Source organism: Streptomyces sp. NPDC056373 (assembly GCF_042262425.1).
GTDB lineage: Bacteria > Actinomycetota > Actinomycetes > Streptomycetales > Streptomycetaceae > Streptomyces.
The window spans coordinates 45411-65806 of record NZ_JBHJPX010000014.1 but is presented as its reverse complement, the minus strand read 5'-3'; the positions used below and the strand labels follow the sequence as shown (position 1 = coordinate 65806).

Below are 20396 nucleotides of genomic sequence, written 5' to 3'. Positions count from 1 at the left end.
TAGTCTCTGACCGGCAGGAGTCAGGTGCGATACGACGAGGTGGCGCGACCGGATGGGGCTGAGTCTGGCGACGGCGGAGCGGTGGGTGGAGCGCTGGGAGCTCCAGCAGCAGCGGTACGCCGTCGACCGCGAGGAGCGGTTCACGGTGATCGCCGATGTCGTCGAGCACGCCACGGCGGGGTGCGCGACGCCACCCCTCGTCGTGGACCTCGGCTGCGGACCCGGCTCCCTCGCGGCCCGGCTGATCCGGCGGCTGCCGGACGCGGAGATCGTGGCCGTGGACCGGGACCCCCTCCTGCTGGAGCTGGGCCGCACCCACCACCCGGACGCGGCCCGCTACGTCGACGCCGAGATCGGCGCGCCCGGGTGGACGTGGGCCCTGGATCTGGACCGGCCCCTGGACGCGGCGGTCTCCACCACGGCCCTGCACTACCTCGACCGCGACACCCTGCTCGCGACCTACCGGCAGCTCGCCGTGCTGCTGCGTCCCGGGGGTGTCCTCGTCAACGGCGACCACCTCCCCCAGGACGAGACGGGACCGGCCGGGATCGCCACCCACGTCGGGCGGTGCCGGGCCGGCCGGCAGCGCGTCTTCGCCCACGAGGACTGGGGCTCCTGGTGGGCCGCGGCCGGCGACGACCCGGAGCTGACGGACCTGCTCGCGGAGCGGCGTCGCCGCGCGGCCCACGGCACCGGCCGCCCCGCCGAACTCCCGCTCGCCGCCCACCTGGAGCTGCTCCGGCAGGCCGGCTTCGACACGGCCGGACCGGTGTGGCAGTACGGCGACAGCTGCGTGGTCGTGGCGGTGCGCTAGGGCTTGCCGTCCGGACCGGTCCCAACGGGCGACTCCCGGCACCGGCCGGCGCGGAAGCGACAGGACCCGGCCGCGTGCATCACCCGCGCGCCCCACACCGGGGCGCGGCTGCGGGCGGGCACTCCGGCACCGCGACGCCTGCGGCCGTACGGCCGTACGGCACGGTGACCACACGGACCACGTTCCCGACGGCCACCGCCACGCCTCCCAGGCGGGCCACCGGGACGACCACCGACCTTGAGCCGCCGGGCCGGGGGCTGCCGGGGCGGGAGCGGGCCGGGGCGGCCGGCCGGGGGTGGTGGGGTTCAGGTCAGGCCGTCCCAGTGGACGGTGCGGCCAGCGCCCGGCGGGCGTCCCGGAATCGAACGCCCGCCGAACGGTTCACCGCCGCGCCGGGGCCTGCTGCAGGGTGATGTCCTGGTCCTTGACCGCGTGGATGACGGGCAGCGGCAGACCGCCGAAGCTGCGCAGCTCCGTCACGGTGGCCTGGACGTGGGCCGGACCGGCCACCAGCGCGCCGGACCTGACCCGGCCCGTGTTCACCCAGCGGTGCTCGGCGTCGTCGCACACGGCCCGGGTGCCGCCGATGCCGTAACGGGTCGTGGAGGTGCCCTGGCTCACGGAGGAGCTGACGAAGGCCGGGCCGCTGGCGCCGGTGCAGCGGTAGGTGCCGGACAGGGTGACGGTGCCGTCGGCGGCGATCCGGCCCACGGAGTCGACCGTGACGGACTCCGTGGGAGCGAGGGCGGACGCGGTGGCGGGCGCCGCGCCGGCGCCCGTGAGCAGGAGCAGCGCGGCACCGGCCGACGCGCCGAGAAGGGGACGTGGACGCATGAAGGAAACCTCCCGGAAAGGGTTGATCTGCGGCTTCCACTCGTACCCGCCCCGCGGGCCCGGCGCCCGTCGGCCTCACCCCTTCGGCGGCGCGTCCGCCCCGGCCGTCGTGGAACCGTCCCGGGAATGTCCGGGGCGTGTCACGCTTCCCGCCGGGCCGTTCCCGTGGGACCGGGACGGGAGGATGGTCTGTCTGTACGAGTCATACGAACCCTTCGGATGGCCCTACCGACGTGGAGGTGCGCCATGTGTGCCCACCAGCCCCAGTGCCCCGCGACCGACTCCCCCTCCCCCGCCGCGCACATCGTGGCGGCCCGTCCCGAACAGGGCTGGAGCCTGCTGTGCGACGGGACGGTCGTCTTCGACGACACCGGCGAACTGCTTCCCGACGGGCGCGTCGTGCAGCCCCACCGGGCGACGTCGGAGGGACTGGCCGTCGCGGCCTGACCCGAGGCCGCTTCACGACGGCACGACGGTCCCGCTACGGCAGGACCGCGAAGCCGTCCAGCTCCACCATCGCCTCCGCGTCCCACAGCCGGACGACCTGGACGACCGCCATGGCGGGGTAGTCCCGTCCGGCCGCCTCTCGCCACAGGCGGCCCAGTTCGGGGGCGTGCGCGCGGTACGCCTCGACATCCGTGGCGTAGACGGTGACACGGGCCAGGTCGGAGGGCGTGCCGCCGGCCGCGGAGAGAGCGGTCAGCAGATTGGCGAGGGCTCTTTCGAACTGCTCGGGCAGGGTGCGGCCGACCACCTTGCCGTCGGCGTCGAGAGCGGTCTGGCCGGCCAGGAAGACCACCCGTGACCCGGAGGCCACCACGGCGTGGGAGAAGCCGGCCGGCGGGGACAGCTCGGTCGGGTTGACGCGCTCGGTGCTCACCGTGCCTCCTGACGGGCGTACAACTCCTTGGCGATGATGCCGCGTTGCACCTCGCTGGCTCCCTCGTAGATGCGCGGGGCGCGCACCTCGCGGTAGAGGTGCTCGAGCAGATGGCCGCGTTGCAGGGCCCGGGCCCCGTGCAGCTGGACGGCCGCGTCGACGACGTACTGCGCGGTTTCGGTGGCGAGCAGTTTCGCCATGGCGGAGCGCCGGGGCACGTCCGGGTCGTCCGCGTCGTACGCCGATGCCGCCGCGTGGACCATCAGCCGGGCCGCCTCGGTGCGCAGGGCCATCTCGGCGACCTGGTGGGCGACGGCTTGCAGGTCCTTCAGCCTGCCTCCGAAGGCGTCCCGTCCGGCGGTGTGGGCGAGGGTCGCGTCGAGGGCCGCCTGCGCCATGCCGACGGCGAACGCGCCGACGCTGGGGCGGAACAGGTTGAGCGTCCCCATGGCGACCCGGAAGCCGCGGCCGGGCCCGCCGAGCACGTCGTCGGCGGTCACCGGCACGGCGTCGAAGTCGAGTGCGCCGATGGGGTGCGGCGAGAGCATGTCGAGACCGCGGCCGGTCAGGCCCGGGCGGTCGGCGGGCACCAGGAAGGCCGTGACGCCCCGGGCCCCGGCATCCGGGGTGGTACGGGCGAAGACGGTGTAGAAGTCGGCCTCGGGGGCGTTGGAGATCCAGCACTTCGCACCGGTGAGACGCCAGCGGGCGGGGCCGTCGGGGGCGGCGGCGAGAGCCGCACCCTGCGGGGCCCGGCCCTCGCACGAGACGGCGTCCACCTCGGCCCGCGCCGCCCGTGCCACCACGCCCGACGACCGGTCACCCTGCGAGCCGGTGTCCGCCCCCTCCGCCCGCGGCGCCCGCGCCGCCCTGTCCGCCGGCCCGCCCCCCTGCGGGCCCGCGTCCGGCTCCGCCCTGAGTTGCAGCGACGCCGCGTCGGATCCCGCGCCGGGCTCGCTCAGCGCGAAGGCCGCGATCGCCGTGCCGGCCGTCACCCGCGGGAGCCACCGGGCCCGTTGGGCCCGTGTGCCGTACGCGTGGACCGGATGGGCGCCGAGGCCCTGGAGGGCCAGGGCCGTCTCGGCCTCCGTGCAGGCGTAGGCCAGGGACTCGCGCATCAGGCACAGATCGAGCGCGCCCGAGGTGAACAGGCGTCCGAGCAGCCCGAGTCCGCCGAGCTCGGCCACCAGGGCGCGGTTCACCCGCCCCGGTTCACCCTTGTCGGCCAGCGGGCGGAGCCGCTCCGCGGCCAGGGCGCGCAGCTCGGCGCACCAGGCGAGTTGTGCCGGTTCGAGTGAGAATGCGGTCATCGCCGGTCCCTTCTCCGCCACCCTGCGTTCCGGCTGGGCCACTCCGAGGCTATCGCGGACCGTTGACTGTCGTCACCAACACGATACGCTCCAGGAGCGAGCCCACCACGCCGAGGGGGCGAACCGTATGAACCCACGGGGCACGGCCCACGTCGACACTTTCGCCCGGGACCATCTGCCACCCCCGGACCAATGGCCCGAGCTCCGCTTCGACCTGCCGGAGCTGCACTACCCCGAACGGCTCAACTGCGCCGCCGAACTCCTGAACGGCCCGCCCGGCGACCGCCCGGCGTTCCTCACCGACACCGGCGAGCGGTGGACGTACGCCGATCTGCGCGCCCGCGTCGACCGGGTCGCCCATCTGCTCACCGGCGAACTCGGCGTCGTGCCCGGCAACCGGGTGCTGCTGCGCGGCCCCACCACCCCGTGGCTCGCGGCCTGCTGGCTGGCGGTGCTGAAGGCGGGGGCCGTGGCGGTGACGGTGCTCGCCCAGCAGCGCCCGCACGAGCTGAGCACGATGTGCGAGATCGCTCGCGTGCGGCACGCCCTGTGCGACATCCGGGCCGTCGACGACCTCGCCAAGGCGGAGATCCCGGGCCTGCGGATCACGACCTACGGCGGTGACGCCCCGGACGACCTCCTGAACCGCCCCGCGCCCGGCACCCCGTACGCGGCCGTGGCCACGGCGGCCGACGACGTCGCGCTGATCGCCTTCACCTCCGGCACCACCGGCCGCCCCAAGGGGTGCATGCACGTCCACCGGGACGTGCTGGCGATCGCCGACACCTTCTCGCGGCACGTCCTCAGACCCGGCCCCGACGACGTGTTCACGGGCAGCCCCCCGCTGGGCTTCACCTTCGGCCTCGGCGGGCTGGTGGTCTTCCCGTTGCGGGCCGGGGCGAGCGCCCTGCTCCTGGAACAGGCCGGGCCCCGGCAGCTGCTGCCCGCGATCGTCCGGCACCGGGTCTCCGTGCTGTTCACCGCCCCGACGGCGTACCGCGCGATGCTCGACGAACTCGACGGGCACGACGTCTCCTCCCTGCGCCGCTGCGTCTCGGCCGGCGAGAACCTCCCCGCGGCGACCTGGCAGGCCTGGCACGAGCGCACGGGCCTGCGCGTCATCAACGGCATCGGCGCCACCGAGCTGCTGCACATCTTCATCTCCGCGGCCGACGACCGGATCAGGCCCGGGACCACGGGCGTGCCCGTGCCGGGCTGGCACGCGCGCGTGCAGGACGCCGACGGCGAACCCGTGCCCGACGGGCAGCCGGGCCTGCTCGCCGTGCGCGGCCCGGTCGGCTGCCGCTATCTCGCCGACCCTCGGCAGCGGGAGTACGTGCGCGGCGGCTGGAACGTCACCGGCGACACCTACGTCCGCGATCCCGACGGCTACTTCCGCTATGTCGCCCGCGCCGACGACATGATCATCTCTGCCGGGTGCAACATCGCCGGCCCTGAGGTGGAGGACGCGCTGCTGCGGCACCCGGACGTGGTCGAGGCGGCGGTCGTGGGCCGTCCCGACGAGGCCCGCGGACAGGTCGTGCTGGCCTTCGCCGTCCTCAAGGAGGGCGCGGAACGCGACGCCGAGGCGCTGCGCGCCTTCCTGAAGAGCGAACTGGTGCCGTACAAGTGCCCGCGGGAGATCGTCTTCCTCGACGCGCTGCCCCGCACGGCCACCGGCAAGCTCCAGCGGTTCAGACTGCGTGCCCCGGGGGTACCGGAACGCGACCGGGAATGATCCGTACGACCTAAGATGATCAACGTGTCCGACCAGCATGCACCACGGTCTCTCATCGTCACGCTCTACGGCGCGTACGGCCGCTTCGTGCCGGGCCCCGTGCCGGTTGCCGAACTGATCCGGCTACTGGCCGCGGCCGGCGTGGACGCTCCGTCCGTACGCTCCTCGGTCTCGCGGCTGAAGAGACGCGGACTGCTCGTGCCGGCCCGCACCGCCCAGGGCGCGGCCGGTTACGAACTGTCCCCGGACGCGCGCCAGTTGCTCGACGACGGCGACCGCCGCATCTACGCCTCGGCCCCGCCGGAGGACGAGGGCTGGGTGCTCGCGGTCTTCTCCGTGCCGGAGTCGGAGCGGCAGAAGCGGCACGTGCTGCGCTCCCGGCTGGCCGGGCTCGGTTTCGGCACGGCGGCTCCTGGGGTGTGGATCGCGCCGGCGCGCTTGCACGAGGAGACCCGGCACACGCTCCAGCGGCTGCGGCTCGACGGGTACGTCGACTTCTTCCGCGGTGACCACCTCGGGTTCGCCCCGACCGCCGAGGCCGTCGCCCGGTGGTGGGACCTGGCGGCCATCGCCAAGGAGCACGAGGCGTTCCTCGACCGCCACGCGCGCGTGCTGCACGACTGGGACAAGCGCGAGGACACTCCCCCGGAAGAGGCCTACCGGGACTACCTCCTCGCGCTGGACTCCTGGCGCCATCTCCCCTACACCGACCCGGGCCTGCCGTCCGAGCTGCTCCCCGCCGACTGGCCGGGAGTCCGCTCGTCGGCCGTGTTCCGGGGGCTGCACGAGCGGTTGCGGGACGCGGGGGCGGGGTTCGTGGGGCTCTGACACCCGCGGGCGCCGCCCGGATTGCCGCGTCCACCCGGCTGTGGAACGGTCGACGATGTCCGTGAGTGGACGGAGCACGCGGCGGGAGGCGGACCGAGGGATGACCGTCACCACACCACCGAGAACGGCGTACGCCCGCGCGGACCGGCTTCCGAGGACGGCAGACGCACGCGCGGACCGGCTGCCGAGAGCGGCGGACGCCGGCGCGGGCCGGCTCCCGTGAGGCGGTTGGGCCGTTCGCTGCACGGCGGGTGGGAGCGGGCCGGTGCCCACACCCTCGTACGGCAGGGCCGCGACCTGGAGTTGCTGCACCGGGCCACGGGGTTCGCCACGCTCGCGCTGGTCACGCTGGCTCCGCTGCTGATCGTGGTCGCCGCCGCCGACCCTCTGGGGCGGGGCGGTTTCGCCTCCTGGCTGGCCGACGGCATGGGGCTGTCCGGGCGGTCCGCGCGGCTGCTGACGGACATCATCAGCCCGCCGCGCAAGGTCATCGGCACCACGAGCGTGCTCGGTGGAGTGGCGCTGGCCGTCTTCGGTGTCGCCTTCGGAGGGAGTGTGCAGAACGGCTACGAGCGGATCTGGGGCCTGCCCTCGGGCCCGTGGCACCGCGTCTGGCGGCAGGCCGTGTGGATGATCGCGATGACCGCGTACCTGTACCAGGAGGTGCAGACGCGCAGCCTCGTCTCGGGGCCGGAGCGGATCGCGCTGAGCTCGGCGTCCGGGGTGCTGTTCTTCTGGTGGGGGCAGCGCTTCCTGCTGGGCGGGCAGGTCCGCTGGCGCGATCTGCTCCCGGGGGCGCTCGCCACCATGCTGGGGCTGGGCGGCCTGCGCATGTTCTCCTACTTCGTCTTCACCCCCCTCATCGTCACCAACGCGATCAGCTACGGAGCGATGGGCGTCGTCCTGGTCGTGGAGTCCTGGCTCATCGGTGTGGGATTCGTCGTCTACGGCGGGGCGCTCCTCGGCCGCTGGGCCCTGGAGCACCACGGGCTCGGGCGCCGCACCGAGTGAGACCCGGCTCCGGCCGGCCCCGGCCCCGGCCACAGGAACGCACATGCCACCCCCGGAGATCGGCAGACCCACGCCCGCCCGGTCCTGGACGCCCGGCGTCCCCACAGGTCAGGCCGCCGACCTGACCGGCGAGCCCTCCGCGACGACGGCGGTCTCCCGCACGACGCGACGGCGCCGGACCGGCAGGAGTGTCGGGTGGGCGACGCCCCAGGCCGCGCCCTTGCAGATGATCTCCTTGTAGAACGCGGCGAACCGGCCGGTCAGGGCCGCGGGCTTCGCGCGGTCGTCGGCGGTGACGTACTGGATCAGGCCGTCCTTGCGGCCCAGGGAGATGCACTGATTGAAGTAGCGCACCGGCACGTTCGGGACCTTCGTGCCGGTCAGCCGGGCCGCGATGGCGTCGGCGGCCTGCCAGGCGGTGGGGACGCCCGAGGCGCACGACATCCGCAGCGGCTTGTCTCCGGGGCCCATGGCCAGGGCCGCGTCGCCGACGGCGTACACGTCCGGGTGCGACACCGAGCGCATGGTCCCGTCGACCACGATCTGGCCCGTGCCGGAGACCTCCAGGGTGGTGGCCCGGGCGATCGGGTGGACGGCGAAGCCCGTGGTCCACACGGTGACCGCGGCAGGGATCGTCCCGCCGTCGGCGGTGGTGACGCGGTCGGCCTCGACGGCGGTGACGGCGGCGTGCTCGTGGACGGTGATGCCGAGCCGGTCGAAGGTCTTCCGCAGGTGTCCGGCACCCTTGGGCGAGAGCCAGTCGCCGAGTCCGCCGCGCACGGCGAGGGCGACGTCGAGGTCCGGGCGGGCCTCGGCGATCTCGGTCGCCGCCTCCACCCCCGTGAGGCCGCCACCGACCACGACCACGGACTCTCCGGCGGCCAGGCCGGCCAGACGCTCGCGCAGCCGGAGCGCTCCGGGGCGGCTTGCGATCTCGTGGGTGTGCTCGGCGGTACCGGGCACCCCCTGGTCGTTCCAGCCGCTGCCGAGCGCGTACACGAGCGTGTCGTACTGCACGACCTCGTCCTGCCGCTCCCCCGCGCCTTGCGGGCCGGCGACGCTGACGGTCCTGCGGTCGACGTCGACGGCGGTGACCTTCCCCTGCTTCAGCGCGACGCCGGTTCCCTCGAACATCTCGTCGAAGGGCCGGGGCGCGAGGTCCTGGCCGGTAGCGAGCTGGTGCATCCGGACGCGCTCGACGAAGTCGGGCTCGGCGGTGACGAGGGTGATGGCGACGTCCTCGCGGTGGAGTCGCTTGGCGAGGCGCCCGGCGGCGGTGGCTCCGGTGTAGCCGGCTCCGAGGACGACGATGCGGTGCTGCATGGCGTAGCTCCTGTCATGACGGCTGTCTTCAGTGGGTTCGCCTCTTGAACCGGGCGGCCCGCCGTTCCCTGACAGGAATCGATGTGAACCACGTCACATCACGAGGAGTCGGGTCAGAAGACCCTGAGCAAGGGCTCTCCGTGGTCACCGGCGGCCCACAGCCGGGTCGCGCGTTCGAGCTTGTCGGGGTTGACCTGGTTGCGGAACGCGGCGATGCCGTCGGCGGCGACCTCCAGGCACATGACGCCGATGACCCGGCCGTCGAGGACCACCACGAGGGCGGGGTCGCCGTTGGCGCTCCAGGCGTAGACGTCGGGCGAGCCGCCGACCAGGGCGCGCTTGGCCGCGCCGGGCTTGAACAGACCCCGCATGAACTTCGCGACCGCGAGGGCGCCCTCGAAGGCCCTGGCGCGCGCCGGGACCTTCCCGCCGCCGTCACCGACCGCCACGGCGTCCCCGGTGAGCAGCCGCACGAGCGGCTCGGTCCTGCCGCTGGCGGCGGCCGCGAGGAACTCGTCGATGATCCGCCGGGCGGCGGCCTCGTCGATCTCGGTGCGGGTACGGGCCCTGCCTTCCGCGACGTGCTTCTTCGCCCGGTGGAGGATCTGCTGGCTGGAGGCCTCGGTGATGTCGAGGATCTCGGCGATCTCCCGGTGCGGGTAGTCGAAGGCCTCCCGCAGGACGTACACCGCCCGCTCGTTCGGGGACAGGCGCTCCAGCAGGACGAGCACCGCGTACGAGACCGACTCCCGCTGCTCGGCGGTGTCGGCGGGCCCGAGCATCCGGTCCCCGGCGAGCAGCGGCTCGGGCAGCCACTGCCCCACGTAGGTCTCACGCCGGGCGCGGGCCGAGGTGAGCTGGTTGAGGCACAGGTTGGTGAGCACCTTCGTCAGCCAGGCCTCGGGGACCTCGATGCGGTCGGTGTCGGCGCCCTGCCAGCGCAGGAACGTCTCCTGGACGGCGTCCTCGGCCTCGCTCGCCGAGCCGAGCATCCGATAGGCCACGGCCTCCAGGCGCGGCCTGAAGGCCTCGAACCGGTCCACGTCGTCCAGGGTCAGGGGCATGCCACGGATCCTAACGTCCGAGGGCGTCACCGCCTCCGAGATCCAGTCGCGGTTTGGGCGCGTCCAGTCGGCCCGTCTGGGGGCGGCGGCTGCCCGCCCGGTACGGGGCCGGCCAGGGCGCGCCCGGGCCGGCGTAGTCCTGCTCGGCCGCCGCGTGCAGGGTCCAGTGGGGGTCGTAGAGGTGGGGGCGGGCCAGGGCGCAGAGATCGGCGCGGCCCGCGAGGATCAGGGAGTTGACGTCGTCCCAGCTGGAGATCGCGCCGACCGCGATCACCGCGATGCCGGTGGTGTGGCGGATCCGGTCCGCGAACGGCGTCTGGTACGACCGCCCGAACTCCGGCCGCTCGTCCGCCACGACCTGGCCCGTCGACACGTCGATCGCGTCGGCGCCGTGCGCGGCGAAGGCCCGCGCGATCTCGACGGCGTCCTCGGCGGTCGTGCCGCCCTCGGCCCAGTCGGTGGCGGAGACACGGACGGTCATGGGCCGCTCCCCCGGCCACACGTTCCGTACGGCGTCGAAGACCTCCAGCGGGAAGCGCAGCCGCTTCTCCAGGGAGCCGCCGTAGGCGTCGGTGCGCCGGTTGGTGAGCGGGGAGAGGAACCCCGACAGCAGATAGCCGTGTGCGCAGTGCAGTTCGAGCAGGTCGAAGCCGGCCCGGGCGGCGCGGACCGCGGATGCCGTGAACTGCTCGCGGATGTCCGTGAGTTGGGCGCGCGACAGCTCCCGAGGCGTCTGGCTGAACGGCTTGTAGGGGAGCGCCGAGGGGGCCACGAGCGGCCAGTTGCCGTCCTCCAGCGGTTCGTCCATGCCCTCCCACATCAGTTTCGTGGATCCCTTGCGGCCGCTGTGGCCGAGCTGGACGCCGATGGCGGTGCCGGGCGCCCGGGTGTGCACGAAGTTGGTGATCCGCTTCCAGGCCTCGGCCTGCCGTCCGGTGTAGAGGCCGGCGCAGCCGGGCGTGATCCGGCCTTCCTCGCTGACGCACACCATCTCGGTCATCACCAGCCCGGCACCGCCCAGTGCCCGGGCGCCCAGGTGGACGAGGTGGAAGTCGCCGGGGACGCCGTCGACGGCCGAGTACATGTCCATGGGCGAGACGACGACCCGGTTGCGCAGGGTCAGTCCGCGCAGCCGGAACGGCGTGAACATCGGGGGTGTGCCGGGCGGGCAGCCGAACTCGCGCTCCACCTTCTGCGTGAAGCGGGCGTCGCGCAGCCGCAGGTTGCCGTGCGTGACGCGGCGGCTGCGGGTGAGGAGGTTGAAGGCGAACTGCCGGGGCGGCTGGTCCAGGTACAGGGGCAGATTCTCGAACCACTCCAGGCTGGCCCGGGCCGCACGCTGGGTGGAGGCGACGACCGGCCGCCGCTCCGCCTCATAGGCGGCCAGGGCCTCGGGCAGCGAGCCCTGCTCCTCCAGACAGGCGGCCAGGGCGAGCGCGTCCTCGACGGCGAGCTTGGTGCCGGAGCCGATGGAGAAGTGGGCCGTGTGGGCGGCGTCGCCGAGGAGGACGACGTTGCCGTGCGACCAGCGGTCGTTGACCACCGTGCGGAACGTCGTCCAGGTGGAGTTGTTCGACTTCAGGGGACGGCCGCGGAGCGCCTCCGCGAAGATCTTGGCGCAGCGCTCGATCGACTCCGCTTCGCCGAGCTCGTCGAATCCGGCAGCGTGCCAGACCTCTTCGCGCATCTCGATGATCACCGTCGAGGCGTCGGGCGCGTAGGGGTAGCCGTGCAGCTGCACGACGCCGTGTTCGGTCTCGGCGATCTCGAAGCGGAAGGAGTCGAAGGGGAAGTCGGCGGCGAGCCAGATGTAGCGGCAGCGGTGGGCCGTCACCCGGGGGCGGAAGACGTCCGCGTGGGTGTCGCGGGTGGTGCTGTGGACGCCGTCGGCGGCGATGACCAGGTCGTGGGTGTGCGGCAGGTCTGCCGGGGCCTCGGTGCGGAAGCGGAGGCCGACGCCGAGGTCGCGGCAGCGGGTGTGGAGGATTTCGAGCAGCCGTTTGCGGCCCAGGGCCGCGAAACCGTGTCCTGAGGAGGTGTGGCGGTTGCCGCGGTGCACGATGTCGATGTCGTCCCAGCGTACGAAGTCCTGCTGGAGGGCCTCGTAGACCATCGGGTCGGCGTGTTCGATGCCGCCGAGGGTTTCGTCGGAGAGGACCACGCCGAAGCCGAAGGTGTCGTCGGGGGCGTTGCGTTCCCAGACGGTGACCTCGCGGGCGGGGTCGAGGCGTTTGAGGAGGGCGGCGGCGTAGAGGCCGCCGGGGCCGCCGCCGATGATTGCCACCCTCAGGGGGTGGCCGTCCCGCGCGTGCGAGTGCGGGTCCGTTGTGGCTGATCGCGCAGTTCCCCGCGCCCCTGAGGCTGACTCGCTCACCGTCCGCTCCATTTCGGGGGGCGCTTCTCCGTGAACGCCGCGTGGAACTCGGCGTAATCCTCGCCGTTCATCAAGAGCGCCTGTGTCGAGGCGTCGAGTTCCACCGAAGCCGCCAGGGGCATGTCCAGCTCGGACGTGAGCAGGGCCTTGGTCTGGGCGTACGCCAGGGCTGGGCCCTCTGCCAGGCGGTGGGCCAGCTGGTGTGCGGCCTCGTCGGCGGCGCCTTCCTCGGTCAGTTCGCTGATCAGGCCGATGCGCTCGGCCTCCAGGGCACGGACGGGGTCTCCCAGCATCAGCAGGCGCGTCGCGTGGCCCAGGCCGACGACCCGGGGCAGCAGGTAGGCCGCGCCCATGTCGCCGCCGGAGAGGCCGACGCGTGTGAAGAGGAAGGCGAAGCGGGTGGTCGGATCGGCGATCCGGAAGTCCGCGGCCAGGGCGAGGACCGCTCCGGCGCCCGCAGCCACGCCGTGCAGGGCCGCGATCACCGGGAACGGGCACTCCCGGATCGCGCGGACCACCTGGCCGGTCATCCGGTTGAAGTCCAGCAGCCGCGCGGTGTCCATGCCGAGCGTGGCGCCGATGATCTCGTCGACGTCACCGCCCGAGCAGAAGCCGCGTCCCTCGCCGGCCAGCACCAGGGCCCGCACCGACCGCTCCCGGGACAGCTCCGCGAGCAGGTCGCGCAGGTCGGCGTAGGCGCCGAAGGTCAGCGCGTTGAGTTTCTCGGGGCGGGCGAGGGTGACGGTCGCGACACCGTCGGCGATCTCGACGCGCAGATGCTCCCAGCCGGGGGTGCGGGCGGCGGAGCCGGTGAAGGGACTCATGACGTGCGGCCTCCTCGGGCGGGCACTGCCTCACTGAGCTCTACCCCTCGAAGCTATCACTCATCCGTGACTGTCGTCATGAGTGCGCGATAGACCGTACGGGTAGGACTTCGGTGCGGGCCGGGCGTGACCTGGCCCGGTTACATCCGTCACAGATCGTCCACACCGGCGTAACGGCGGGAGCAGCTGCGCGCGGCGGCGCGTTCACCTGGGTAAGCCGTCCGGCAAGGGGGCAAGGGCGCCTCCGACGGTGCCCCTCGGACGCCTCCGGAGAGCGGCGCCGTACCATTCATCAGGTTGAAAGCAGGATGTCCTGCTCCATGAACGGACCCGCCTTGTACGAACTCCCCTCAGCCCCCGCCTCCTGGCGCATCGCGCTGCCGCACACCGCAGCGGCGGTGCCCGTGGCCCGTGCCCTGGTCCGTACGGCGCTGACCGAGCTGGACCACGGGGCGGACTGCGACACCGCGGAGCTGCTGACGGCGGAGCTGGTGGCCAACGCCGTGGAGCACACCACGGGCGAGACGCCGATAGAGCTGGTCGTGGAGCTGATGCCGTCGGGCTGCCAGGTGGAGGTGCACGACACCGACCCGGCTCCGCCCGGTGACCTCACCTGCCCGGCCGGCGGACCGCCCGACCCCTGGCAGGAGCACGGGCGGGGGCTGCTGCTGATCCGCGCCCTGAGCTCCTCCTGCGGGCACCGGCCGACCGAGTCGGGCAAGGCGGTCTGGTTCAGGCTGTCCGCGCTACCGGCCCAGCGGCGCCGGACGGTGTGACCGGGGCGAGCCGTGAGACCCGGCACCCCTGAAGGACACCGGGGGCCGCCCGCACGGCAGGCCCGTTCGGGCCCGTTCAGGCCAGGGTCGCCACCATGACCGCCTTGATGGTGTGCATCCGGTTCTCCGCCTCGTCGAAGACGACCGAGTGGGCCGACTCGAAGACCTCGTCGGAGACCTCCAGGTACTCAAGGCCGTACGCCGCGTGGATCTCCTGGCCGACCCTGGTGCCGAGGTCGTGGAAGGCCGGCAGGCAGTGCAGGAACTTCACGTCCGGGTTGCCGGTGGCGCGCAGGACGTCCATGGTCACGGCGTACGGCGCCAGGGCGGTGATGCGCTCGGCCCAGACCTCCTTCGGCTCGCCCATGGAGACCCAGACGTCCGTGGCGATGAAGTCGGCGCCGCGGACGCCCTCGTCCACGGTCTCGGTGAGCGTGATGCGGGCGCCACTGGTCACGGCGAGCGCGCGGGCCCGGTCGACGATCTCCTCGGCCGGCCAGTACTCCTTCGGCGCGACGAGCCGCACGTCCATGCCGAGCAGTGCGCCGGTGACCAGGTAGGAGTTGCCCATGTTGAAGCGGGCGTCGCCCAGGTAGGCGAAGGAGACCTCGCCCAGCGGCTTGGCGCAGTGCTCGGTCATGGTCAGTACGTCGGCGAGCATCTGGGTGGGGTGCCAGTCGTCGGTGAGCCCGTTGTAGACGGGGACCCCGGCGTGTGCCGCCAGCTCCTCCACCTTCTGCTGGCTGTCGCCCCGGTACTCGATCGCGTCGTACATCCGGCCCAGCACCCGCGCGGTGTCCTTGACCGACTCCTTGTGCCCGATCTGGGAGCCGAAGGGGTCGAGGTACGTGGTCGAGGCGCCCTGGTCGGCGGCCGCGACCTCGAAGGCGCAGCGGGTGCGGGTGGAGGTCTTCTCGAAGATCAGCGCGATGTTCCGGCCCTGGAGGTAGCGCGGTTCGATCCCGCCCTTCTTGGCGGCCTTCAGGTCGGCGGCCAGCTCGACCAGACCGCGGAACTCCTCCTCGGTGAAGTCCAGCTCTTTGAGGAGATGGCGGCCGGCGAGGGCGGTCGGAACAGTCGCCATGAGGGCGCTCCAGGGATACGGGGGACACAGAACTGCTGGAATACTATACGAACGGCAGCATGTCTATACGAGGGGTCTCGGGTCCCGTGGTCGCCTCCTAGACCGGATCACGTTCGACAGGGCAGCTCATGCACCGCGGCCCGCCCCGGCCCCGGCCCAGCTCGCTTCCCGGGATCTCTATCACCTCGATGCCCTGTTTGCGCAGGTGGGTGTTGGTGGTGGAGTTCCGCTCGTAGGCGACCACGACCCCGGGTTCGACGGCGAGGACGTTGCAGCCGTCGTCCCACTGCTCGCGTTCGGCCGCGTGCACGTCCTGGGTGGCGGTCAGCACCCGGATCTCGTTCAGACCGAGGGCGGCGGCGATCGCGCGGTGCATGCGCTCCGGCGGGTGGTCGGTGACCTTCAGCTCCTTCTCGCCGACGCCCGGCTCGATGGTGTACGAGCGGAGCATGCCGAGGCCCGCGTACTGGGTGAAGGTGTCGCCGTCGACCATCGTCATCACGGTGTCGAGGTGCATGAAGGCACGCCGCTTGGGCATGTCGAGGGCCACGATCGTCTCGGCGGACCCGGCGGCGAACAGCTTGTGCGCGAGCATCTCCACGGCTTGCGGGGTGGTGCGCTCGCTCATGCCGATGAGCACGGCACCGTTGCCGATGACCAGCACGTCCCCGCCCTCGATCGTCGACGGGTAGTCGGCCTGCCCCTTCGACCACTCGTGGAACGTCTCGTCGCGGAACAGCGGGTGGTGCCGGTAGATCGCCTCGAAGTGCACGGTCTCGCGCTGCCGGGCGGGCCAGCGCATCGCGTTGATGGACACCCCGTCGTAGATCCAGGCGGAGGTGTCGCGGGTGAAGAGGTGGTTGGGCAGGGGGCCCAGCAGGAAGTCGTCCAGGTCCATGACGTGGAAGCGCACCGAGGTCGGCTCCGGGTTGACGTCCAGGAACTCGCGTTTGGTCATGCCGCCGATCAGGACCTCGGCCAGCTCGGGGGCGGGCATGTTCTCGAAGGCGGCTCTGAGCGGGTCGGTGGCCAGCGGGCCGTATTCCTTCTCGTCGAAGACCCGGTCCAGGACGAGGGATCTGGCCGCCGGCACCTCGAGCGTCTCGGCCAGCAGGTCACCGAAGAGGTGGACGGCGACTCCGCGGTCGCGCAGCACATCGGCGAACCCGTCGTGCTCGGCGCGGGCCCTGCGTACCCACAGCACGTCGTCGAAGAGCAGCGAGGTCTTGTTGCTGGGGGTGAGCCTTTTGAGCTCGAGATCGGGCCGGTGCAGGATGACGCGGCGCAGCCGCCCGGCCTCGGAGTGGACGTGGTATGCCATGCCTCCATCCTGACCGCCCGGGCACAGGTTGACGCGCGCCCTGCATGTTTCGACGCACTTCTGTTCGCGTCCGACTGACGACAACGGGCGGACGGGGCGGGACGGGGCCGACGGCACGAGCGGGGGCGGGCGACGGCAGGACCGTCGCCCACCCGTTTCACAGCCTCGGGTCCACCGGCTCCGACTCCAGGGCCAGCACCCCGAACACCGCCTCGTGCACCCGCCACAGCGGCTCGCCCTCGGCCAGCCGGTCCAGGGCCTCCAGGCCCAGGGCGTACTCGCGGATCGCCAGGGACCGCTTGTGGTTGAGGAACCGCGAGCGCAGCCGGGCGAGGTTCTCCGGGCGCGTGTACTCCGGGCCGTAGATGATCCGCAGGTACTCGCGGCCGCGGCACTTGATGCCGGGCTGCACCAGGCGGCCCTGGCCGTCGCGGACCACCGCGCCGACGGGCTTGACGACCATGCCCTCGCCGCCGCGGCCGGTCATCTCCAGCCACCAGTCCACGCCGGCCCGGACCGACTCCGGGTCGGCGGTGTCGACGTAGAGCCGGCGGGTGGTCTGGAGCAGGCCGCTGCCGTCGTGCTCGACGAGCCGGTCGAGCAGGGCGAGCTGCTCGTCGTGCGGCAGGCCGGTGAGGCTGCGCCCCTGGACCGCGAGGATCTGGAACGGCGCCAGGCGCACGCCCTCCAGGCCGTCGGTGGTCCAGCAGTAGCGGCGGTACGCCTCGGTGAACGCGGCGGCGTCCGTGGCGCGTTCACCGGTGCGGGACAGCAGACCGGCCACGTCCACGCCGCGTGCCGCCGCGCCCTGGAGGGCGGCCAGCGCCTGCGGGAGCACCGCGCCGGACGCGGCGCCCACGGCGGCGTACTGCGACCGCAGCAGCCCGGACGCCTTCAGCGACCAGGGCATCAGCTCGGCGTCCAGCAGCAGCCAGTCCGTCTCCAGCTCGTCCCAGAGGCCGGCCTCGCCGATCGACGTGCGCACCCGGTCGAGGATCTCCTCGGTGAGCGCGTCGTCGTCGAGGAAGGGGCGGCCGGTGCGGGTGTAGAGGGACCCGGTGGGCCCGTCCACACCGAACCGCTTGCGCGCGGCCTCCGCGTCCCGGCACACCAGGGCCACCGCCCGCGAGCCCATGTGCTTCTCCTCGCACACGACCCGGGCGACACCGTCGTCCTTGTACTGGGCGAACGCCTCCGCCGGGTGCTCCAGGTAGCCCTCGACGTGACTCGTGGCGGTCGGGGCCATGGTCGGCGGGAGGTACGGCAGCAGCCGCGGGTCCACCGCGAAACGGCTCATGACCTCCAGGGCCGCCGCCGCGTTCTCCTCGCGGATCGAGACGCGGCCCTGGTGCCGGGTCTCGACGACCCTGCGGCCCCGCACGTCCGCCAGGTCCAGCGGGCGGCCGTCCTGCCCGCCCGGAGCCTCGCTGCGCAGCGGCTTCGCCGGCTCGTACCAGACCTGCTCCGCCGGGACGTCGGCCAGTTCGCGCTCCGGCCAGCGCAGCGCGGTGAGCTTGCCGCCGAAGACCGCGCCGGTGTCCAGGCAGATGGTGTTGTTGAGCCAGGTCGCCTCAGGCACGGGCGTGTGGCCGTAGACGACCGCGGCCCGGCCCCGGTAGTCCTCCGCCCACGGGTAGCGCACCGGCAGGCCGAACTCGTCGGTCTCCCCGGTGGTGTCGCCGTACAGGGCGTGGCTGCGGACCCGGCCGGACGTGCGGCCGTGGTACTTCTCGGGCAGACCGGCGTGGCAGACGACCAGCCGGCCGCCGTCGAGGACGTAGTGGCTGACGAGGCCGTCGAGGAACTCCCGTACCTCGGCGAGGAACTCCTCGCTCTCGCCCGTCATCTGCTCGATGGTCTCGGCGAGGCCGTGCGTGTGCTGGACGTTGCGGCCGCGCAGGTACCGGCCGTACTTGTTCTCGTGGTTGCCGGGCACGCACAGGGCGTTGCCGGACTTCACCATCCCCATGACGCGGCGCAGCACGCCGGGGCTGTCCGGGCCGCGGTCGACCAGGTCGCCGACGAAGACGGCCGTGCGGCCCTCCGGGTGGACGCCGTCGACGTAGCCCAGCTCGGCCAGCAGCGCCTCCAGTTCGGCGGCGCAGCCGTGGATGTCGCCGATGATGTCGAACGGGCCGGTGAGGTGGGTCAGGTCGTTGAAGCGCTTCTCGGTGACGACCGTGGCGTGCTCGACCTCGTCCACGCCCCGCAGGACGTGCACCTTGCGGAAGCCCTCGCGCTCCAGGTGCCTGAGGGAGCGGCGCAGTTCGCGGGTGTGGCGGTGGATGACCCGGCGGGGCATGTCGGCGCGGTCGGTGCGGGCCGCGTTGCGTTCGGCGCACACCTCCTCGGGCACGTCGAGCACGATCGCGATCGGCAGGACGTCGTACTGCTTGGCCAGGTCGATCAGCTGACGGCGGGCGTCGGACTGCACGCTGGTCGCGTCCACGACCGTGCGGCGGCCGGCGGCCAGGCGCTTGCCCGCGATGTAGTGCAGGACGTCGAAGGCGTCCTTGGTGGCGCTCTGGTCGTTCTCGTCGTCCGAGACGAGGCCGCGGCAGAAGTCGGACGAGATGACCTCGGTGGGCTTGAAGTGCCTGCGGGCGAAGGTGGACTTGCCGGAGCCGGTGGCCCCGACCAGCACCACCAGGGACAGGTCGGTGACGGGCAGCACACGCCCCTGCGTCTCGTCGGTCATGCCGCCTTCGCCTCCTTCGGGCTGGTCATCGTGAACACGGCCATCTGCGTGGGCGGCCCCACCTCGGGGTCGTCCGGGCCCACGGCGACGAACTCGGCGCCGTAGCCGTGCCGTTCGGCCACCGCCTCCGCCCAGGCGCGGAACTGCGCGCGAGTCCACTCGAAACGGTGGTCGCCGTGCCGGACATGGCCGGCCGGAAGGGACTCCCAGCGCACGTTGTACTCGACGTTCGGGGTGGTCACGAGGACCGTCCTCGGACGCGCGGAACCGAACACCGCGTACTCCAGGGCGGGCAGCCGGGGCAGGTCGAGGTGCTCGATGACCTCGCTGAGCACGGCGGCGTCGTAGCCCTTGAGCCGGGCGTCGGTGTACGCGAGCGAGCCCTGGAAGAGCTGGACGCGCGAGGCCTGCCGCTCCCCCATGCGGTCCAGCTTGAGCCGCCGGGAGGCGATGGTGAGCGCGCGCATCGACACGTCCACGCCGACGATCTCGGTGAAGACCGGGTCCTTGAGCAGCGTCTGCACCAACTGGCCCTGTCCGCAGCCGAGATCGAGGACACGTGCGGCTTTGGACTGCCTCAGCGCCGTGACGATCGCCTCGCGGCGCTGCACCGCCAGCGGGGTCGGCTTCTCCTCGGCCTCGGTCTCCGCCTCGACGGCGTTGTCGATCTCCTCGACCTCGCTGTCGTCGGTCTCGGCGAGCCGCACCAGCTCCAGGCGCTCGGTGGCCTGCCGGGTCAGCGACCAGCGGCGCGAGAGATAGCGGCTGGTGATCAGCCGCTGCTCCGGGTGGCCGGGCAGCCAGCCCTCACCGGCGCGCAACAGCTTGTCGACCTCGTCGGGGGCGACCCAGTAGTGCTTGGCGTCGTCGAGGACGGGGAGCAGGACGTAGAGGTGGCGCAGGGCCTCGGCGAGGGTGAGCGTGTCGGATTCCAGCACCAGGCTCACGTACCGCGAGTCGCCCCACTCGGGGAACTCGGTGTCCAGTGCCACCGGTTCGGCGGTGACGGTCCAGCCGAGCGGCTCGAAGAGCCCCCGTACGAGGCCGGGGCCGCCGCGGGCAGGCAGCGCGGGCACCTCCACGCGCAGCGGCCTGGCCTGACCGGGCAGCTCCGGCCTGGCGTTGCAGACACCCTTCATCGCACTGGAGAAGACGCTGCTCAGCGCCACGGCGAGCAGGGAGGAGGCCGCGTAGGGGCGGTCGTTGACGTACTGCGCGAGTGCCGCGTCCGGGGCGCCGCCGCGGCCCTTGCCCTTGCCGCGCCTGACCAGTGCCACCGCGTCCACCTCCAGCAGCAGCGCCGCCGTGCAGCGCCCGGCCTCGGCCTCGGGGTAGAGGACGTGGGCCGTGCCGTAGGAGGTGGAGAACGCCTGCGCCTTGTCGGGATGCTTGTGCAGCAGGTAGCCGAGGTCGGTGGCGGGGCGTTCGGGAGTGCCGGTGGTCGTGATCGTCAGGAACATGCGGAGGGCCTCTCCGGCTGGGTGGACGGTTCGGTGCCGTACGCGCGAGAGCCCCCA

At 72.8% G+C, this 20396-nt stretch carries 17 protein-coding genes; 6 read left to right on the top strand and 11 right to left on the bottom strand.

Annotation, left to right across the window (positions count from 1 at the left end):
• The first annotated feature begins 52 nt into the window (after positions 1–52).
• Entirely contained in the window at positions 53–814 is a 762-nt protein-coding gene (locus ACFCXS_RS28125; RefSeq protein WP_376646131.1) for a class I SAM-dependent methyltransferase, read from the top strand.
• 381 nt (positions 815–1195) lie between these two features.
• Here ACFCXS_RS28125 and ACFCXS_RS28120 read toward each other — a convergent pair whose 3' ends face one another.
• Positions 1196–1648, bottom strand: a complete 453-nt coding sequence (locus ACFCXS_RS28120) for a DUF6299 family protein (RefSeq protein ID WP_376646130.1) — start codon at positions 1646–1648, stop codon at positions 1196–1198.
• A gap of 246 nt (positions 1649–1894) precedes the next feature.
• Between ACFCXS_RS28120 and ACFCXS_RS28115 the strand changes: the two genes are divergently transcribed.
• Positions 1895–2095, top strand: a complete 201-nt coding sequence (locus ACFCXS_RS28115) for a DUF5999 family protein (protein WP_376646129.1) — start codon at positions 1895–1897, stop codon at positions 2093–2095.
• Between the two features lie 34 nt (positions 2096–2129).
• Here ACFCXS_RS28115 and ACFCXS_RS28110 read toward each other — a convergent pair whose 3' ends face one another.
• Positions 2130–2528 (bottom strand): RidA family protein, encoded by a 399-nt coding sequence (locus ACFCXS_RS28110; protein ID WP_376646128.1) that lies wholly within the window; start codon positions 2526–2528, stop codon positions 2130–2132.
• A complete protein-coding gene (locus tag ACFCXS_RS28105) occupies positions 2525–3838 on the bottom strand; it encodes an acyl-CoA dehydrogenase family protein (RefSeq protein WP_376646127.1) in 1314 nt (437 codons plus the stop codon). The genes ACFCXS_RS28110 and ACFCXS_RS28105 overlap by 4 nt, the downstream gene beginning before the upstream one ends.
• 127 nt (positions 3839–3965) lie before the next feature.
• Between ACFCXS_RS28105 and ACFCXS_RS28100 the strand changes: the two genes are divergently transcribed.
• From ACFCXS_RS28100 to ACFCXS_RS28090, 3 genes are all read left to right on the top strand, one after another.
• Positions 3966–5576: an AMP-binding protein gene (locus tag ACFCXS_RS28100; protein ID WP_376646126.1), complete on the top strand. Its 1611-nt coding sequence runs from the start codon at positions 3966–3968 to the stop codon at positions 5574–5576.
• Positions 5577–5591: 15 nt separating this feature from the next.
• Positions 5592–6404: a PaaX family transcriptional regulator C-terminal domain-containing protein gene (locus tag ACFCXS_RS28095; protein WP_376646125.1), complete on the top strand. Its 813-nt coding sequence runs from the start codon at positions 5592–5594 to the stop codon at positions 6402–6404.
• Between the two features lie 219 nt (positions 6405–6623).
• A complete protein-coding gene (locus ACFCXS_RS28090) occupies positions 6624–7415 on the top strand; it encodes a ribonuclease BN (protein ID WP_376646124.1) in 792 nt (263 codons plus the stop codon).
• Between the two features lie 108 nt (positions 7416–7523).
• Here the strand turns inward: ACFCXS_RS28090 and ACFCXS_RS28085 are convergent, their stop codons facing one another.
• The 4 genes from ACFCXS_RS28085 to ACFCXS_RS28070 all read right to left on the bottom strand — a co-directional run bounded on the left by ACFCXS_RS28085 (position 7524) and on the right by ACFCXS_RS28070 (position 13000).
• Positions 7524–8738, bottom strand: a complete 1215-nt coding sequence (locus ACFCXS_RS28085) for an NAD(P)/FAD-dependent oxidoreductase (protein WP_376646123.1) — start codon at positions 8736–8738, stop codon at positions 7524–7526.
• Positions 8739–8851: 113 nt separating this feature from the next.
• Positions 8852–9802 carry an RNA polymerase sigma factor SigJ gene (sigJ, locus tag ACFCXS_RS28080; RefSeq protein WP_376646122.1) on the bottom strand — a complete coding sequence of 317 codons (951 nt, stop codon included), beginning with the start codon at positions 9800–9802 and terminating at the stop codon, positions 8852–8854.
• Between the two features lie 10 nt (positions 9803–9812).
• On the bottom strand, positions 9813–12188 hold the full coding sequence (locus tag ACFCXS_RS28075; protein ID WP_376646121.1) for a bifunctional salicylyl-CoA 5-hydroxylase/oxidoreductase: 2376 nt from the start codon (positions 12186–12188) through the stop codon (positions 9813–9815).
• Positions 12173–13000 carry an enoyl-CoA hydratase family protein gene (locus ACFCXS_RS28070; RefSeq protein WP_376646120.1) on the bottom strand — a complete coding sequence of 276 codons (828 nt, stop codon included), beginning with the start codon at positions 12998–13000 and terminating at the stop codon, positions 12173–12175. The genes ACFCXS_RS28075 and ACFCXS_RS28070 overlap by 16 nt, the downstream gene beginning before the upstream one ends.
• 308 nt (positions 13001–13308) lie before the next feature.
• On the opposite strand from ACFCXS_RS28070, the gene ACFCXS_RS28065 reads away from it, so the two are divergent.
• Complete coding sequence (locus ACFCXS_RS28065) at positions 13309–13776, top strand: ATP-binding protein (protein ID WP_376646119.1); 468 nt, start codon at positions 13309–13311, stop codon at positions 13774–13776.
• A gap of 76 nt (positions 13777–13852) precedes the next feature.
• Here ACFCXS_RS28065 and argF read toward each other — a convergent pair whose 3' ends face one another.
• From argF to ACFCXS_RS28045, 4 genes are all read right to left on the bottom strand, one after another.
• Entirely contained in the window at positions 13853–14860 is a 1008-nt protein-coding gene (gene argF / locus ACFCXS_RS28060) for an ornithine carbamoyltransferase (protein ID WP_376646118.1), read from the bottom strand.
• Between the two features lie 97 nt (positions 14861–14957).
• On the bottom strand, positions 14958–16181 hold the full coding sequence (locus tag ACFCXS_RS28055; RefSeq protein ID WP_376646117.1) for an arginine deiminase: 1224 nt from the start codon (positions 16179–16181) through the stop codon (positions 14958–14960).
• 157 nt (positions 16182–16338) lie between these two features.
• Positions 16339–18879 carry a polynucleotide kinase-phosphatase gene (locus ACFCXS_RS28050; RefSeq protein WP_376646116.1) on the bottom strand — a complete coding sequence of 847 codons (2541 nt, stop codon included), beginning with the start codon at positions 18877–18879 and terminating at the stop codon, positions 16339–16341.
• Complete coding sequence (locus ACFCXS_RS28045) at positions 18876–20339, bottom strand: 3' terminal RNA ribose 2'-O-methyltransferase Hen1 (RefSeq protein WP_376646115.1); 1464 nt, start codon at positions 20337–20339, stop codon at positions 18876–18878. The genes ACFCXS_RS28050 and ACFCXS_RS28045 overlap by 4 nt, the downstream gene beginning before the upstream one ends.
• Positions 20340–20396 lie beyond the last annotated feature (57 nt).

What these genes read in the sequence shown, in the direction of transcription:
- ACFCXS_RS28125 (WP_376646131.1), top strand. Translation starts at nt 53, where the DNA reads ATGGGGCTGAGTCTGGCGACGGCGGAGCGGTGGGTGGAGCGCTGGGAG.
- ACFCXS_RS28120 (WP_376646130.1), bottom strand. Translation starts at nt 1,648, where the DNA reads ATGCGTCCACGTCCCCTTCTCGGCGCGTCGGCCGGTGCCGCGCTGCTC.
- ACFCXS_RS28115 (WP_376646129.1), top strand. Translation starts at nt 1,895, where the DNA reads ATGTGTGCCCACCAGCCCCAGTGCCCCGCGACCGACTCCCCCTCCCCC.
- ACFCXS_RS28105 (WP_376646127.1), bottom strand. Translation starts at nt 3,838, where the DNA reads ATGACCGCATTCTCACTCGAACCGGCACAACTCGCCTGGTGCGCCGAG.
- ACFCXS_RS28100 (WP_376646126.1), top strand. Translation starts at nt 3,966, where the DNA reads ATGAACCCACGGGGCACGGCCCACGTCGACACTTTCGCCCGGGACCAT.
- ACFCXS_RS28095 (WP_376646125.1), top strand. Translation starts at nt 5,592, where the DNA reads ATGATCAACGTGTCCGACCAGCATGCACCACGGTCTCTCATCGTCACG.
- ACFCXS_RS28085 (WP_376646123.1), bottom strand. Translation starts at nt 8,738, where the DNA reads ATGCAGCACCGCATCGTCGTCCTCGGAGCCGGCTACACCGGAGCCACC.
- sigJ (WP_376646122.1), bottom strand. Translation starts at nt 9,802, where the DNA reads ATGCCCCTGACCCTGGACGACGTGGACCGGTTCGAGGCCTTCAGGCCG.
- ACFCXS_RS28075 (WP_376646121.1), bottom strand. Translation starts at nt 12,188, where the DNA reads ATGGAGCGGACGGTGAGCGAGTCAGCCTCAGGGGCGCGGGGAACTGCG.
- ACFCXS_RS28070 (WP_376646120.1), bottom strand. Translation starts at nt 13,000, where the DNA reads ATGAGTCCCTTCACCGGCTCCGCCGCCCGCACCCCCGGCTGGGAGCAT.
- ACFCXS_RS28065 (WP_376646119.1), top strand. Translation starts at nt 13,309, where the DNA reads ATGTCCTGCTCCATGAACGGACCCGCCTTGTACGAACTCCCCTCAGCC.
- argF (WP_376646118.1), bottom strand. Translation starts at nt 14,860, where the DNA reads ATGGCGACTGTTCCGACCGCCCTCGCCGGCCGCCATCTCCTCAAAGAG.
- ACFCXS_RS28055 (WP_376646117.1), bottom strand. Translation starts at nt 16,181, where the DNA reads ATGGCATACCACGTCCACTCCGAGGCCGGGCGGCTGCGCCGCGTCATC.
- ACFCXS_RS28050 (WP_376646116.1), bottom strand. Translation starts at nt 18,879, where the DNA reads ATGACCGACGAGACGCAGGGGCGTGTGCTGCCCGTCACCGACCTGTCC.
- ACFCXS_RS28045 (WP_376646115.1), bottom strand. Translation starts at nt 20,339, where the DNA reads ATGTTCCTGACGATCACGACCACCGGCACTCCCGAACGCCCCGCCACC.